Origin of the sequence: Microbispora sp. KK1-11 (genome assembly GCF_006874435.1) — a bacterium.
Lineage (GTDB): Bacteria > Actinomycetota > Actinomycetes > Streptosporangiales > Streptosporangiaceae > Microbispora > Microbispora catharanthi.
In genome coordinates this window covers 212,229-227,983 of the sequence record NZ_VIRJ01000002.1, presented here as the reverse complement: position 1 = coordinate 227,983, position 15,755 = coordinate 212,229, and the positions used below count along the sequence as shown (strand labels likewise).

The 15,755-nt window shown below is 70.5% G+C and carries 11 protein-coding genes; 6 read left to right on the top strand and 5 right to left on the bottom strand.

All coding sequences use genetic code 11. From position 1 onward, the window contains the following. Positions 1-68: 68 nt before the first annotated feature. On the bottom strand, positions 69-1,838 hold the full coding sequence (locus tag FLW16_RS03970) for a 5'-nucleotidase C-terminal domain-containing protein (protein WP_142557699.1): 1,770 nt from the start codon (positions 1,836-1,838) through the stop codon (positions 69-71). 121 nt (positions 1,839-1,959) lie between these two features. Here FLW16_RS03970 and FLW16_RS03965 point away from each other — a divergent pair, with 121 nt between their 5' ends. Both FLW16_RS03965 and FLW16_RS03960 read left to right on the top strand, forming a co-directional pair. Further along, entirely contained in the window at positions 1,960-2,958 is a 999-nt protein-coding gene (locus tag FLW16_RS03965) for a DNA polymerase ligase N-terminal domain-containing protein (RefSeq protein WP_142557698.1), read from the top strand. Positions 2,959-3,001: 43 nt separating this feature from the next. After that, positions 3,002-3,370, top strand: a complete 369-nt coding sequence (locus FLW16_RS03960) for a hypothetical protein (protein ID WP_142557696.1) — start codon at positions 3,002-3,004, stop codon at positions 3,368-3,370. A gap of 10 nt (positions 3,371-3,380) precedes the next feature. On the opposite strand, the gene FLW16_RS03955 is transcribed toward FLW16_RS03960, so the two are convergent. Then, positions 3,381-4,016 (bottom strand): sigma-70 family RNA polymerase sigma factor, encoded by a 636-nt coding sequence (locus tag FLW16_RS03955; RefSeq protein WP_142557694.1) that lies wholly within the window; start codon positions 4,014-4,016, stop codon positions 3,381-3,383. A gap of 205 nt (positions 4,017-4,221) precedes the next feature. On the opposite strand from FLW16_RS03955, the gene FLW16_RS43380 reads away from it, so the two are divergent. Then, entirely contained in the window at positions 4,222-4,392 is a 171-nt protein-coding gene (locus FLW16_RS43380; protein WP_185949238.1) for a hypothetical protein, read from the top strand. Between the two features lie 22 nt (positions 4,393-4,414). Here the strand turns inward: FLW16_RS43380 and FLW16_RS03950 are convergent, their stop codons facing one another. After that, the gene (locus FLW16_RS03950) at positions 4,415-5,752 is read right to left on the bottom strand and encodes a site-2 protease family protein (RefSeq protein ID WP_142557692.1); all 1,338 of its coding nucleotides are present in this window, start codon (positions 5,750-5,752) and stop codon (positions 4,415-4,417) included. Between the two features lie 255 nt (positions 5,753-6,007). Between FLW16_RS03950 and FLW16_RS03945 the strand changes: the two genes are divergently transcribed. After that, on the top strand, positions 6,008-6,442 hold the full coding sequence (locus FLW16_RS03945) for an ester cyclase (protein WP_142557690.1): 435 nt from the start codon (positions 6,008-6,010) through the stop codon (positions 6,440-6,442). 73 nt (positions 6,443-6,515) lie between these two features. Here the strand turns inward: FLW16_RS03945 and FLW16_RS03940 are convergent, their stop codons facing one another. Continuing rightward, positions 6,516-8,810, bottom strand: a complete 2,295-nt coding sequence (locus tag FLW16_RS03940; protein ID WP_142557688.1) for a cellulose binding domain-containing protein — start codon at positions 8,808-8,810, stop codon at positions 6,516-6,518. Between the two features lie 470 nt (positions 8,811-9,280). On the opposite strand from FLW16_RS03940, the gene FLW16_RS03935 reads away from it, so the two are divergent. Continuing rightward, positions 9,281-10,594, top strand: coding sequence for an NAD(P)/FAD-dependent oxidoreductase (locus tag FLW16_RS03935; protein WP_142557686.1), 1,314 nt, complete (start codon positions 9,281-9,283; stop codon positions 10,592-10,594). Positions 10,595-10,601: 7 nt separating this feature from the next. Here the strand turns inward: FLW16_RS03935 and FLW16_RS03930 are convergent, their stop codons facing one another. Next, positions 10,602-15,413, bottom strand: coding sequence for a HAMP domain-containing protein (locus FLW16_RS03930; RefSeq protein ID WP_260614852.1), 4,812 nt, complete (start codon positions 15,411-15,413; stop codon positions 10,602-10,604). On the opposite strand from FLW16_RS03930, the gene FLW16_RS03925 reads away from it, so the two are divergent. Next, the gene (locus FLW16_RS03925) at positions 15,391-15,753 is read left to right on the top strand and encodes a glycosyltransferase (protein WP_142557684.1); all 363 of its coding nucleotides are present in this window, start codon (positions 15,391-15,393) and stop codon (positions 15,751-15,753) included. The genes FLW16_RS03930 and FLW16_RS03925 overlap by 23 nt on opposite strands. The last annotated feature ends 2 nt before the right edge of the window (positions 15,754-15,755 follow it).

Sequence of the window (15,755 nt, the reverse complement as noted above, 5' to 3'; positions counted from 1 at the left end):
GGATCGACTGAGTACGACCGCTCAAGAGAAAAAGGGGGTGGCCCAGGATCCCGGACCACCCCCACTCGTCACTTCTCGAAGACGGGGACCCCGTCGCGGACGAGCTTCCAGTTCGCCTCGGCGAACGTCGCCGGGTCGATGGTGCCGCTCGCCGCGGCGTACTCGATCAGCGCCTGGCGGATCTCCACCTGGGCGTTGTAGACCACCGGGGCGGTCGAGACGTGCGGGAAGCCGCCGCCGCCCGACTGGCGGTAGTTGTTGATGGCCACCACGAACTGCTGGTCGGCGGTGACGGGCTTGCCCTGGTAGGACAGGCCGACGATGCGCTGGCCGACCGGCTTGGAGATGTCGATGTCGTACGTCACGCCGGAGAGCTGGTCGTAGTTGTAGTCGGGCGTGCCGCCGGCGTTGGTGAGCGTGGCGAGGTCGATCGGCGCGCCCGGGGCGACCTGGGCGAAGTACTTCGCCGAGTACTCCAGGAAGTCCTTGATCTGGGCGCCGTTCAGCTTGATGCCGAGCAGCGTGTTGTCGTAGACGTACAGCCCGGCCATGTCGCGGACGCTGACCGGCCCGGCCGGGAACACGGCGGTGCGGCTGAACGGCGCGGCGATCGACAGCACGGGCAGCGAGGCGTCGGCGGTGCCGGCGATGGCCTTGCTGACGAGGTCGGTCTGGACCTTCTGGATGTAGTCGAGGATCGGCGTGTCCTTGTACGGCGACTCGGCCGCCGACAACTGCTGCGTGGACTGCGCGATGACCTTGTTGACGTAGCCGACGGTCTTGTCGTGCTGCTCCTTCATGAGCGCGACGATCTTCGGGTCCTCGGCCACCGTGTTGGTGTTGAGCGTGGCCGACGACTTGCCGGTCACCGTCCACTTCCCGCGCTCCTTGGCGAGCGTGAAGTCGACGACGCTGAGGCGCTGGCCCCACTTGCTGGGCTCGGTCAGCAGCACCTGCTGCCCGGTGACCTTGTTGGTGACGAAGCGCTGCGGCACGTCGTTGTGCGCGTGGCCGAACAGGACGGCGTCGACGCCGGGCACCTGCTCGGCGACCATGGCGGCGGCGTTCTCCACCGGCAGGTCGGAGCCGTAGGACGACATGCCGTCGTCGCCCGCGTGGGCGGTGACCAGGACCACGTCGGCGCCGAGGCCGCGGATGACCGGCACCCACTTCTTGGCGGTCTCGACAAGGTCGAGGAACCTCAGCTTGCCGTCGACGTTCGCCTTGTCCCAGATCGCGACGCCGGGGTTGGTGAGGCCGAGCACACCCACCTTGATCGGCTTTTCGCCCTTCACCTTCATGGTCTTGATGACGTACGGCTGGTAGGCCGGCAGGCCGGTCTTGGCGGAGACGGCGTTCGCGCCGAGCACCGGCGCCTTCATCTGCGTGACCCACGCGCCGAGCAGCGGCAGGCCGTAGTTGAACTCATGGTTGCCCAGCGTCACGGCGTCGTACCCGATGGCGTTCATGGCCTTCGCCATCGGGTGGACCTGGCCGGTCGAGGTGATCGGCTCGATCTTGGCGTAGTAGTAGTCCAGCGGCGTGCCCTGCAGGGTGTCACCGGAGTCGAACAGCAGGGTGTGGTCGGCGCCGCGGTCGGCCCTGATCTTCGACACCATCGTCGAGATCTTCGCCAGGCCCACGTCGTTGTGCGCGCTGTCGTCGTACTCCGCGTTCTTGTAGTAGTCCCAGTTGAGCGCGTTTCCGTGGATGTCGGAGCTGGCCATGACGGTGATCTTGACCGTGTGGCTCGGGGCCGCTGTGGCGGGGGTGCCGGGCAGGAGGAGACCGAGGGCCACGACGCCGGCGCCCGCGGTCAGCCTGATCGCTGAACTCATGCTGGGTGACGATAGTGATTCCTAATTACCAAGTGGTCACGAAGTCCTTAACCGGACATGTCGCTACAAGGTGACACGCCTGTCACCCACGGGGAGTCACGTCGTGGGTAGAACCAGTGAGATGGCGGACAAACTCGAGACCTACCGGGCCAAGCGCGACGCGACGCGCACCAGCGAGCCGGTCCCCGCCGAAGGGCCGCTGCCGCGGGGCGAGGACGACACGTTCGTCATCCAGGAGCACCACGCCCGGTCCCTGCACTGGGACCTGCGCCTGGAGCGTGGCGGGGTGCTGGTCTCCTGGGCGATCCCCAAGGGCCTGCCGCCCGACCCCGCGACCAACCACCTCGCCGTCCACACCGAGGACCACCCCATGGAGTACGCCCGGTTCGAGGGCGAGATCCCCAAGGGCGAGTACGGCGGCGGCACGATGACGATCTGGGACCGCGGCCACTACGCGACCGAGAAGTGGAGCGACCACGAGGTCAAGATCGTGCTGAGCGGCTCCCGGGTCGCGGGCCGCTACGTGCTGTTCCAGACCCGGGGCCGCAACTGGATGATCCACCGGATGGACCCGCCCAGCGGGCGGTGGCAGCCTCCGCCCGCCTCGCTCGCGCCGATGACGCCGGTGACCCGCGCCCGCGTGCCGCGCGACCCGGAGGCGTACGCCTGGGAGTTCTGGTGGGACGGTGCGCGGGCGCTCGCGTACGCGGAGGGCGGCAGGCTCACCCTGCGCGACGGGGCCGGCGCGGACGTCACCGGGGAGCACCGCTGGCTGCGCCCGCTGGCCGAGTCGTTCGGCAGCAGGGCCGCCGTGCTCGACGGCGAGGTCGTCGCGTTCGCGGGCACCCCCGTCTACGTCGTCTACGACCTGCTCTACGACGACGGCCGGTCGTTGCTTGACGAGCCGTTCGAGCGCCGCCGTACGGGGCTGGAGGACCTCGCGGTCAACGGGCCGCGCTGGCAGACGGCGCCGTCCTGGCCCGGGGAGGTGGACGCGGTGAGGCGGGCGGCGGCCGAGCAGGGCCTGCCCGGTGTGGTGGGCAAGCGCCTCGGCTCCGCGTACGCGCCGGGGGAGGAGTCCCCCGCCTGGGTGCGGCTGCCCGGGAAGGCCTCAGGGTAAGGCCGGTGGCGCGGGGTAGGGAGGACGAGGGGGAGGTGTCGAGATGTCCGAGCAGCACCACCCGGTCACCGGCGAGCACAAGTACGAGCAGGAGATCTCCTCCGCGCAGGAGCACGAGGAGCGCCCGGGACGCAGCCTGATCACGACCGACCACGAGGTGATCAGGCACTGGGCCGAGGAACGGGACGCCAGACCCGCCACGGTCCCCGGCACCGAGCACGAGGGCCGGCCCGGGGTCCTCCGGTTCGACTTCCCGGGCTACGGCGGGGGCGATTTGCAGGAGATCTCCTGGGACGAGTGGTTCACGACGTTCGAGGAGCGCAAGCTCAACTTCATCTACCAGGAGCACCGCAAGGACGGCAGCCCGAGCAACTTCTTCCGGCTGGAGAACCCCGAGCGCGAGGACGCCTGAGCCCCTTCGCCTAGGCTTTCCCGCCGTCCCGGGTTCTCTCGCCGTCGCGCGCGGCGGCGCTCGCCGACCGGAGCAGGCCGAGTTCGGCGGCGTAGTCCTCCAGCTTGGCCCGCAGTTGCCGGCGTCCCCGGTGCAGCCGTGACATGACCGTGCCGATGGGGACGTCCATGATCTGCGCGATCTCCTTGTAGGCGAAGCCCTCCACGTCGGCGAGGTAGACCGCCAGGCGGAAGTCCTCGGGCAGCTCCTGCAGCGCCTGCTTCACCCGGGAGTCGGGCAGCCCCTCCAAGGCCTCGACCTCGGCCGACTTGAGCCCCGACGAGGTGTGCGAGGCCGCCTCGGCGAGCTGCCAGTCCTCCACGTCCTCGGTCGCGGACCGCTGCGGCTGCCGCTGCTGCCTCCGGTAGGTGTTGATGTAGGTGTTGGTCAGGATGCGGTACAGCCAGGCCCGCAGGTTCGTGCCCTCGCGGAACTGGTGGAAGTTGCTGAAGGCCCGCATGTAGACGTCCTGCACCAGGTCTTCGGCGTCGGCGGGGTTTCGGGCGAGCCGTAGGGCGCCGGCGTAGATCTGGTCGATGTACGGCAGTGCGTCCCGCTCGAACCGCAGCCGCCGTTGTTCGACCGCCGTGTCGTCGACGATCGTCATATCCCCACCTCCTTGAGAGCCTGCCTCTATCAGTTACGACCGCTTTGTCCGGTCCGGTCGCACCGTCCGCCTACCCCTGGTCTCCCTTTCAACACGGCTCGCGCGTCTGTTTTCGGCTACCGCGGCCTGCCCTGCGGCCCGACCGAATGCCCGCGCCGCCCGAGGGTACGCGAAGACGGAGAGGCAGCGGCCCGAGGAGGATGCCATGCCGAAGGACAACGCGGGGCCGGAGAACATGATCCCTGACCGGCTGCCGCCGCTGGCGGAGTCACCCGACGTGGAGCCCTGCGCGGACCTGGACGGCGGCGCGTCCGGCGACTGGCACGCCCCCGGCGCCGACTCGCCCGACGACGTCGAGGAACCCGCCGACGAATGACCCGGGCCGAACGACGCGGGGTTCAGGCGGCGTCGCGGCGACCGGCCGGCGGGACCGTGCCTCCGGGAGCGGGGCCTCCGGGAGCGGGGCCTCCGGGAGCGGGGCCTCCGGGAGCGGGGCCTCCAGGGGTGGGGCTGCCGGAAGAGGGTCCTCCGGGGGCGGGTCCTCGGGGGGTGCGGTCTCCGGGAGGGGGCGGGGCGAGGTCGGCGCCGCGCGGCGTCCGGTACGGCTCGCGCGCCCGCAGGTCCACCGTCTGGATGGTCCGGCTGATGTCGGTGGGGGTGACCAGGCCGACCAGGTGCCCGTCGTCGTCGAGCACCACGGCCCGGCCGTCCGTGCACCCGCTCATCCGCTGGAGCAACTCCGTGAGCTGGTCGCCGGGGTGGGCGGTGGGCACGTCCGACGGTGGGCACGCGATCTCCCGCAACCTGGTGGTCGCGCGGTCGTCGGGTGGCACGCGCCGGATGTGGCGCAGCGTCACCAGTCCCGCGAACCGGCCGTCGTCGTCCCGCAGCGGATAGGTGGACAGGTGATGGCGCAGCACGAGCCGGTCGACCAGGCCGGCCACGGTCTCGTCGGGATGGGCGACGACCGGGTCACGCGACATCACCTCACCCACCGTGATCCCGTGCAGCGCGGCGTCGATCTGCGTCTGCTGCTCCTCCGCGGTGGCCGCGTTCACCAGGAACAGGCCGATCAGGGCCAGCCAGAACCCCTGGAGGCTGAGGCCGGAGACGAGGTTGAGGAAGCCGATCGCGATCAGGACGTAGCCGAAGACCCGGCCGGCCCGGGCGGCGGCCACGGCGGCCCGCAGGCGGTCGTGCCAGCGCGCCCACAGGAAGGCGCGCAGCACCCGGCCGCCGTCCAGCGGTGCGGCGGGCACGAGGTTGAACACGGCCAGCAGCACGTTCACCGCGGCCAGGTAGCCGAACATCCCGCTGATCAGCGGCGGCGCGCCGACGGCGGAAACCCCCCAGGACGCGAGGGCGAAGACGCCGCCGAGCACGACACTGGTCAGCGGCCCCACCCCGGCGATCTTGAGGTCGGCCCCGGGGGAACGGGGCTCCCCGCGCAGTTCGGCCACCCCGCCGAGCAGCCAGAGCGTGATGCCGTTGACCTCCAGCCCGTGCCGCTTGGCGACGATCGCGTGGGCCACTTCGTGCGCGAGCAACGAGGCCAGGAAGAGCAGGGCCGACACCACCGCGGCCAGCACGTACGCCGCCGTCGGGAGGCCGGGGAAGGCGATGGGGAAGCGGCCGAAGGCCAGCCCGATCACCAGGATCACGACGATCACGATGACGCTGATGTTGAGCCCGACCGGGACCCCGCCCACGCGGCCGAGACTGATCGATGATCGCATCCTGCCACCCCCATGGCCCTCCGCTGTGACTGGCCTACCCACAAAGGCGCAGGTCACGCGGCGGACGGGGACCCGGAGACGTCGATGCCCAGCCGGCGGGACGCCGCCGGAACCGCTGTGCGGAAAGCGCGTAACCATGTGAGAACCGGAACCCGCTTGTGGTGCTGCGGCGACGTAACCGTGGGCAGCGCCTGACCGGCCTCTGGCTAAAGTTGCTGGCCAGCGTTACATACCGACCGTCGAGGGACTGTCGTCATGTCCGATCCATGGGCTGTGAAACGCCGGCTGGCCGACGCGCTCAACGAACACGATGTGGAGGGCGTGCTCGAGATCTTCAGTCCGGACGCCGTCCTCGTCTCGCCCTTCGGTGTGGCGGAGGGACATGAGCAGATCGGGTGGATGTACGAGCAGGTCTTCAAGAGCTTTCCCGACTTCCAGCTGGTCGTGTGGTACGAAGCCGTCACCTGCGAGGCGCCCCTGATGGTGGAGTGGACGGCCACGGGCACGCACCTCGGGCCTCTCCTGCTGCCGAACGGGCGCGAACTGCAGGGGACGGGCCGTCCGGTCACCTTCCGCGGCACCTGCGCGTCCTTCGTCGAGGACGGCAAGATCAAGACCCACCGGGAGTACTTCGACCAGTTGGAGCTGTACACCCAGCTCGGTCTGTGCCTCACGGAGGCCCCGGGCTGAGCGCTCCGGGCGTGCCCGGCGCCGGTGGCGGCCGCGGACCTCGCCAGGTATGTCCGCGGCCGCCGCCGGGGTATCACCTCAGATAGATGTTCGGCCTGGTGGGCGTCGCCATGCCGTCCCCGAGGAAGAAGCCCGTGTGGGGCGGCTGGTTGTAGGCGGTGTTCTGCCAGGCGACCGCCTCCCGGTATACCGGGTCGTGCATCAGCGTGTAGATCTGGCGGCTCGCCGCCGTGGTCGTGCTGTAGATCCGCAGGGCGGTGTTGTCGCTCGTCGGCCAGACGACCTCCTCGCGCCAGTCGCCGAACAGATCGGCCGACAGGGACGGGGTGGACTTGGTGCCGTTGTTGGAGTGCACCCCGCTCGCGGTCAGCAGCCGGGTGTCGGAGCCGGTGCCGTACTTGTCGATGTGGGTGCCGTCGAGCAGCTCGCGGACGGGGTCGGCGTCCCACCACGCGAGGAAGTTCGCCGAGCCCGGCTTGCGCCCGACGTTCTGCCCCTTGGTGTTGTAGATGCCGCTGACGGCGGACGACCACGACTCGGCGCCCGGGCTGCCGGACCAGACGTCGTCGGAGACGCCGCGGCCGTTGTCGCAGCCGCAGGAGGCGTTGCTCCAGATGATCGAGCCGGTGCGGGCGTCGGCCATCCACGCCGCGGGCTTGCTGGTGTCCTCGTCCACCTTGAACACCTCCAGCCCGGCGCGCGACGGGTCGAGGTCGCCGACGTGCAGGGCGTCGCCGTGGCCGTTGCGGGTGTTCCACAGCGCCGAGCCGTTGTCGTTGATCGCCATCGCGCCGAAGACGATCTCGTCCTTGCCGTCGGCGTCCACGTCGGCGACGGCGAGGTTGTGGTTGCCCTGCCCCGTGTACTGGCTGCCGGCCGAGTTGGAGTCGAACGTCCACCGCTTGGTCAGTGAGCCGTTGCGGAAGTCCCAGGCCGCGATGACCGTACGCGTGTAGTAGCCGCGCGACATGATCAGCGACGGGCGGGTGCCGTCGAGGTAGGCGGTGGCGGCGAGGAAACGGTCCACGCGGTTGCCGTAGGAGTCGCCCCACGAGGAGACCGTCCCGCGCGGCGGGTCGTAGTCCACGGTGGACATGGCCGCACCGGTCTGGCCGTTGAACATGGTCAGGTATTCGGGACCGGACAGGACGTAACCGGAGGAGTTGCGGTAGTCGGCCGAGGAGCTGCCGATGACCTTCCCGGCGCCGTCCTTGGTGCCGTCGGCGGTCTTCATCGCCACCTCGGCCCTGCCGTCGCCGTCGTAGTCGTACACCTGGAACTGCGTGTAGTGGGCGCCGGCGCGGATGTTGCGGCCGAGGTCGATCCGCCACATGCGGGTGCCGTTCAGCCTGTACGCGTCGACGAACACGTTGCCGGTGTAGCCGGACTGGGAGTTGTCCTTGGAGTTGGACGGGTCCCACTTCAGCACGATCTCGTACTGCCCGTCGCCGTCGAGGTCGCCCACGCTCGTGTCGTTGGCGCTGTAGGTGTAGGCCACCCCGTCGGGTGTGGTGCCGCCGGACGGCGGCTGGATGGGCACGTCGAGGTGGTCGCCGCCGGTGAAGCGCAGCGACGTCTCCGACGCCGCCTGCTCCGCGCCGTTCACCACGGCCCGCACCGTGTACGTGGCGTCGGCGGCGGCCCCGGAGTCGAGGTAGTTCGTGGAGTTGGTGATCGGCGAGGAGTTCAGCTTCGTCGAGCCCCGGTAGACGTTGAACCCGGTGCCGATGCTCTCGGTGCCGAGCAGGCGCCAGGAGACCAGGTTGCCGCTGCCCGACCGCACGCTGATCAGGCCGCGGTTGAGGTCCTCCATCTGCCGCGCGCCCGCCGGGATGCTCGTGGGGCTTGCGGAAGGGCTCGGCGTGGGGCTCGCTGAGGGCGACGGGGTCGGGCTCGCGCTGGGACTCGCGCTGGGACTCGCGCTGGGACTCGCGGTGGGGCTGCTCGTGACCCCGCCGGTGCAGGTGGTGCCGTTGAGCGCGAAGCTCGCGGGCACGGGGTTGGACGAGTTGTTCCACGAGCCGTTGAAGCCGAACGAGGCCGTGCCGCCGGTGGGGATCGAGGCGTTGTAACCGGCGTCCTTGGCGCTGACCTGCGCGCCGCTCTGTGTGACCGTGGCGTTCCACGCCTGCGTGACGGTCTGGCCGGCGGTGTACGACCAGGTGAGCGTCCAGCCGCCGATCGCGTCGCCGAGATTGGTGATGGTGACGGCTGCGCCGAACCCGTCCTGCCACTGGTTGGTCACCTGGTAGTCCACCCGGCAGCCCGCCGCAGCCGAGGCGGGCAGGGCCGGCAGGACTCCGGCCCCCGCGAGCGCGGCGGCCGAGGCCACGGCGGCGACCAGAGCGGATCTTCGTCGTGTGGTCATCTGGAACTCCATGAGGGGGTGCCGATGGGGGTGCGGCGTTCGGCCGTGAGGGCGGCGGAAGCGCGGGCGTGATCGGGGTTCTCCGAGGCGGGACCTCCCGGGTCGGACCTGCCCCGGCGGGTACGGCGTGACGGGATGCGCCGGGGTGCGTCATCACAACGCGAGACCGGCGGTGGGGTCAACCAGCTCCGATTCACCAATGTGAACGCAATCATCCGACGCGTCCGGGCATGTCGATCTCGGCTGGTAGAAGCCGCCTCAGGGGTGTCACCTGCACCTCGGCATCGCACGCCGGTCATTGAAATTTTCAGGTCCGCATGCCGTGCCGATCTGTGAACGATCACAGATCTGACCTCTCAACCAACCCCCCGCGCGCTCGTGCGGAGCCCCTGCATCCGCCCCGGCATGCCGGTTCGAAGTCCCTGAAGGGAGCCGTCGTGCGTGCGGCCGATCAGGGAGGAGATCCGCTCATGCCACAGCCCGCCACGGTGATCGTCGTCGGCGCGGGGCTCGCGGGCCTCGCCTGCGCCTGGCACCTGCGTCAGGAAGGCGTGCCGGTCCGCGTCCTGGAGGCGTCCGACGGCGTGGGCGGCCGGATCCGCACCGACCTCGTGGACGGTTTCCGGCTCGACCGGGGGTTCCAGGTCTTCAACACCAGCTACCCCGAGGCCGGCCGGGTCCTCGACATCGGCGCCCTGGACCTGCGGCGGTTCACCAACGGAGCGATGATCTTCCGGGACGGCCGGCGCGAGCTGGTCGCGCTGCCCTGGCGGCACCCTCGGCACGCGCTCAGCGGCCTGCTCGCCCCGCTGGGCACGCCGTTCGACAAGGCGGTGCTCGCCGCGGTGACCGCCCGCGACCTGCTGCTGCCCGACTTCCTCGTACGGCGGCGCGGCGGCGCCGACCGCACCACCCTGGCCGAGCTGCGGCGCTGGGGCGCGTCTCCCGAGATCGTCGAGAACCTGTTCCGCCCCCTCCTCGCGGGAGTCGTGCTGGAGCGGGAGCTGGAGACCTCCAGCAGGATCTTCCACCTCCTGTGGCGGTCGTTCTCCCGCGGCAGGATCGGCGTGCCGGCCCTCGGCATGGAGCGGATCCCCGCTCAGCTCGCCGCCCGCCTGCCGGAGGACGCGATCTCGCTGGAGACGCCGGTCGTCGCGCTGACCCCCGACGGCGTGGCCCTCGCGAGCGGGGGAGAGATCGCGGGCGCCGCCGTGGTGGTGGCGGTGGACCCGCCCACCGCGGGACGGCTGGTGCCCGGTCTGCCGGTGCCCGCGATGCGGCCGGTCACGACCTTCTACCACGCCGCCCCTGCCTCGCCCCTCGGCGAGCCCACGCTGGTCGTGGACGCCAAGGGAGTGATCACCGACACCATCGTGATCACCGACGCCGCGCCCGAGTATTCCGCCGACGGCCGCGCCCTGATCTCCACCTCGGTCCTCGGCGTCCACACGGACCGGGACGAGCCCCGGGTGCGGGCCCGGCTGACCGAGATCTACGGCGACACCTCGTCGTGGGAGCACGTCGCCACCTACGCGATCGAGGCGGCCCTGCCCGCCATGCCGCCGCCGATGCCGCTGCGCCGCCCGGTGCGTCTCGAGGCCGTGGGGCTGGGCGCCGGGCGCTACGTGTGCGGCGACCACCGGGACACCGGCTCCCACCAGGGCGCGCTGGTCTCCGGACGGCGGGCCGCCCGGGCGGTGCTCGAGGACCTGCGCAGGGCGGCGCGGGTCCGGGGCCGTCGCACCGCCCCGGCCTCGGGCCCGGCCCCGACCCGTCAGCTCTAGGCGGCGCCTACCTGTCGCCGTTGCCGGGCAGGTCCAGCCAGCGCTGCATGCAGACGATGAGCTCCTCGGCGTCCACCGGCTTGGTGACGTAGTCGCTCGCGCCCGACGACAGCGTCTTCTCCCGGTCGCCGTGCATGGCCTTGGCGGTGACGGCGATGATCGGCAGCTGGGCGAAGCGCGGCATGGACCGGATGGCGGCGGTGGCGGCGTAGCCGTCCATCTCCGGCATCATGATGTCCATCAGCACCAGGTCCACGTCGTCGTTGCGCATCAGCACGTCGATGCCCTTGCGGCCGTCCTCCGCGTACAGCACCTGCATGCCGTGCAGTTCGAGGATCGTGGTGAGCGCGAAGACGTTGCGCACGTCGTCGTCCACGACCAGCACCTTGCGGCCCACGAGCGCGCTGTCGAACTTCCCGAGCTCCTGCGCGCCCTCCTCCGAGGCCGGCTGCACGAGCGGCAGTACGCTGCCGGGCTCCTCGGCGGACAGGTGCAGGGTGATCCGCTCGCGCAGCTCGTCGAGGCTGGGCAGGCGCTCCAGCGGCTGGTTGCGGGAGCGCACCTGCAGCAGGTCCTCCTGGGGGCGCGACAGCTTGCGCGAGTGGTGCGCGAGCACCGGCAGCGCCCGCAGCGCGGGATCGGAGTCGAGCCCCTTGAGGAAGTCGGCCGCGGTGTCGTGCGGCATGCCGAGGTCGAGCACGACGCAGTGGACGCTCTCCTGCCGCAGCATCGACAGCGCGGAGTGGGCGTCGCTCGCGGTCGACACCTGGACCGGCCCGTGGGTGTCGTGCAGGTCGGCCGCGACGCTCTGGGCCAGCATGGACAGCAGGCCGCCGGGCCTGGCCTCGACGACCAGCAGACGGCGCCCCGCCCTGCCGTCGTCCCGGCCGACCGAGGTCTGCGCCGCCACGGGCGCGGGGTGCGGGACGATCAGCGGCAGCTCCTCCTCGCGCGCCCCGGGTGCCTCCGTCTGCGCGCCGTCGACGTGGGCCAGCGGGAGGTAGAGCGTGAACGTGCTGCCCTCGCCCAGCGTGCTGGTCGCGCGGATCTCGCCGCCGAGCAGGGTCGCGATCTCCCGGCTGATCGACAGGCCGAGGCCGGTGCCGCCGTACTTGCGGCTGGTCGTGCCGTCGGCCTGCTGGAAGGCGTCGAAGATCTGCGAGAGGTTCTCCGCGGCGATGCCGATGCCGGTGTCCACCACGTGGAAGGCCAGGATCTCCTGGCCGGCGGTGTTCGGCAGGTTCACGTCGGCCGCCCGTTCGATGCGCAGCTCGACCGAGCCCGCCTCGGTGAACTTGACCGCGTTCGACAGCAGGTTGCGCAGCACCTGCCGCAGCCGCTGCTCGTCGGTGAGCAGCCGGGCCGGCACGTCGGAGGCCACCGTCACCCCGAACCGCAGCCCCTTCTGGGTGGTCAGCGGGCGGAAGTTGGCGTCCACGTAGTCGAGGAGCTGACGCAGGCTGACCGGCTCCGGCGTGATGTCCATCTTGCCGGCCTCGATCTTGGACAGGTCGAGGATGTCGTTGATGAGCTGGAGCAGGTCGGTGCCGGCCGAGTGGATGACGTTGGCGTACTCCACCTGCTTGGGCGTGAGGTTGCGGGTGGGGTTCTGGGAGAGGAGCTGCGCCAGGATGAGCAGCGAGTTGAGCGGGGTGCGCAGCTCGTGGCTCATGTTGGCGAGGAACTCGCTCTTGTACTTGGACGCCAGCGCGAGCTGCTGGGCCCGGTCCTCCAGCTCCTGGCGGGCCTGCTCGATCTCGGTGTTCTTGGTCTCGATGTCGCGGTTCTGCTGGGCCAGCAGCTCCGCCTTCTCCTCCAGCTCGGCGTTCGAGCGCTGCAGCTCCTCCTGCCGCACCTGGAGCTCGGTGGCGAGCCGCTGCGACTCGGCCAGCAGCGCGTCGGTGCGGGCGTTGGCCACGATCGTGTTGACGTTGGCGCCGATCGTCTCGACGAGCTGCTCCAGGAAGTCCCTGTGGATGCTGGCGAAGCGCCCGAGGCTGGCCAGCTCGATCACGCCGAGCACCTGGTCCTCGACCACGATCGGCAGCATGATGAGGTTGACGGGCCCGGCCTCGCCGAGACTGGACGACACGGTCAGGTAGCCCGGTGGGATGTCCTCCACCAGGATCGTCCGCCGGGCCTGCGCGGCCTGGCCGACCAGCGACTCGCCGAACGCGTAGCGGCGCGAGGCGTCGCGGTGACCGTAGCAGCCGACCACCCGCAGCTCCGCGCCCGCAGCGGTCTCCTCGGCCAGCAGGAAGGTGCCGTGCTGCGCGTTGACCAGCGGGGCCAGCTCGTTCATGACCAGTTCGGCGACCGCCGACAGGTCGCGGTGACCCTGCATGAGCCCGGAGATGCGGGCGAGGTTGGTCTTGAGCCAGTCCTGTTCCTGGTTGGCCCTGGTCGATTCGCGCAGGGACTCCACCATGGAGTTGACGTTGTCCTTGAGGTCGGCCAGCTCGCCCTCGGCGTCCACGGTGATCGACCGGGTCAGGTCGCCGGAGGTGACCGCGCTGGTCACCTCGGCGATCGCGCGCACCTGGCGGGTGAGGTTGCCGGCCAGCTCGTTGACGTTCTCGGTCAGCCGCTTCCAGGTGCCGGACACGCCCTCGACCTCGGCCTGGCCGCCCAGCCGTCCCTCGCTGCCCACCTCGCGGGCCACGCGGGTGACCTCGGCGGCGAACGAGGACAGCTGGTCGACCATCGTGTTGATGGTCGTCTTCAGCGCGAGGATCTCACCGCGGGCGACGACGTCGATCTTCTTGGTCAGGTCGCCCTGGGCGACGGCCGTGGTGACCTGGGCGATCGAGCGCACCTGGTTGGTGAGGTTGTCGGCCATCGAGTTGACGTTGTCGGTGAGGTCCTTCCAGGTGCCCGCCACGTTGGGCACCCGGGCCTGGCCGCCGAGCTGGCCCTCCGTACCCACCTCGCGGGCGACGCGGGTGACCTCGTCGGCGAACGCGCTCAGCGTGTCGACCATGGTGTTGATGGTCTGGGCGAGCGCGGCGACCTCGCCCTTGGCCTCGACGGTGATCTTCTGGGAGAGGTCGCCCTTGGCGACCGCCGTGGCGACCTGGGCGATCGAGCGGACCTGGCTGGTGAGGTTGGACGCCATCACGTTGACGGAGTCGGTGAGGTCCTTCCAGGTGCCCGACACGCCGCGTACGGTGGCCTGGCCGCCCAGCCGTCCCTCGGTGCCGACCTCGCGGGCGACGCGGGTGACCTCGTCGGCGAACGAGGACAGCTGGTCGACCATCGTGTTGATGGTCTCCTTCAGCTCCAGGATCTCGCCGCGGGCGTCGACGCGGATCTTCTGCGACAGGTCGCCCTTGGCGACCGCCGTGGTCACCTCGGCGATGCTGCGCACCTGGTCGGTGAGGTTGTCGGCCATGACGTTCACCGACTCGGTCAGCGCCTTCCACGTGCCGGAGACGCCCTTGACGTCGGCCTGGCCGCCCAGCCGTCCCTCGGTGCCGACCTCGCGGGCGACGCGGGTGACCTCGTCGGCGAACGCGCTCAGCGTGTCGACCATGGTGTTGATGGTCTGGGCGAGCGCGGCGACCTCGCCCTTGGCCTCGACGGTGATCTTCTGGGAGAGGTCGCCCTTGGCGACCGCCGTGGCGACCTGGGAGATGTTGCGGACCTGGCTGGTGAGGTTGCCGGCCATGAAGTTCACCGAGTCGGTGAGGTCGCGCCAGGTGCCCGACACGCCCTTGACGTCGGCCTGGCCGCCCAGCTGGCCCTCGGTGCCGACTTCGCGGGCGACGCGGGTGACCTCGTCGGCGAACGAGGAGAGCTGGTCGACCATGGTGTTAACGGTGTTCTTGAGTTCGAGGATCTCGCCGCGGGCGTCGACGGTGATCTTCTGGGAGAGGTCGCCGCGGGCCACGGCCGTGGTCACCTGGGCGATGGAGCGGACCTGGCTGGTGAGGTTGCCGGCCATGAAGTTGACGGAGTCGGTGAGGTCGCGCCAGGTTCCGGCGACGCCGGGCACCTGTGCCTGCCCGCCCAGCCGCCCCTCGGTGCCGACTTCGCGGGCGACGCGGGTGACCTCGTCGGCGAACGAGGAGAGCTGGTCGACCATGGTGTTGACGGTGTTCTTGAGTTCGAGGATCTCGCCGCGGGCGTCGACGGTGATCTTCTGGGAGAGGTCGCCCTTGGCGACGGCGGTGGTGACCTCGGCGATGGAGCGGACCTGGCTGGTGAGGTTGCCGGCCATGAAGTTGACGGAGTCGGTGAGGTCGCGCCAGGTTCCGGCGACGCCGGGCACCTGTGCCTGCCCGCCGAGCTGCCCCTCGGTGCCGACTTCGCGGGCGACGCGGGTGACCTCGTCGGCGAACGAGGAGAGCTGGTCGACCATGGTGTTGACGGTGTTCTTGAGTTCGAGGATCTCGCCGCGGGCGTCGACGGTGATCTTCTGGGAGAGGTCGCCCTTGGCGACGGCGGTGGTGACCTCGGCGATGGAGCGGACCTGGCTGGTGAGGTTGCCCGCCATCGCGTTCACCGAGTCGGTCAGGTCCTTCCAGGTGCCCGACACCCCCGGCACCTCGGCCTGGCCGCCGAGCTGGCCCTCGGTGCCCACCTCCCGCGCCACCCGCGTCACCTCGGAGGTGAACAGGGAGAGCTGGTCGACCATCCCGTTGAAGACCGTCGCGATCTCCGTCAGCAGGCCGTCCCCGTCCTCGGGGAGCCGGGTGCCGAAATCGCCGTCCCGCACGGCGGTGAGGCCGGCCAGGAGCTGCCGCAGATCCAGTTCGGGATCACCGCCGGCGGCGCGCGCTGATCGCGCCCGCTTCATGGTGCCAGCCCTCTCGACCATGTCCACCCTCGCGATCACCGTCATGAACAGGAGAAAGAAAGCATATAAAGCACTGCCGAACGCATCGGCCCCTGTGACCGCGGCCGCGGACGCAGCGGACACACCGGCCTGCAAGGCTACCGGGCGGACGATCTCCGCGGACCGCCCTCACAGGCGACGTGTCAGTGTCGATCAGGACTTCGGGGTACATCCGCAGCGTGCACTCGGCACGGTGCTGATCGAGGTCATGCACGCGGGCAACCGGATCGTGGCCACCCCGGTCGGCGGGATCCCCGGCCTGATCGAGGGCGGCGTCACCGGGCTGCTCGTCCCGCCCGGGCGGCCCGAGGCACGGGCCTGAGT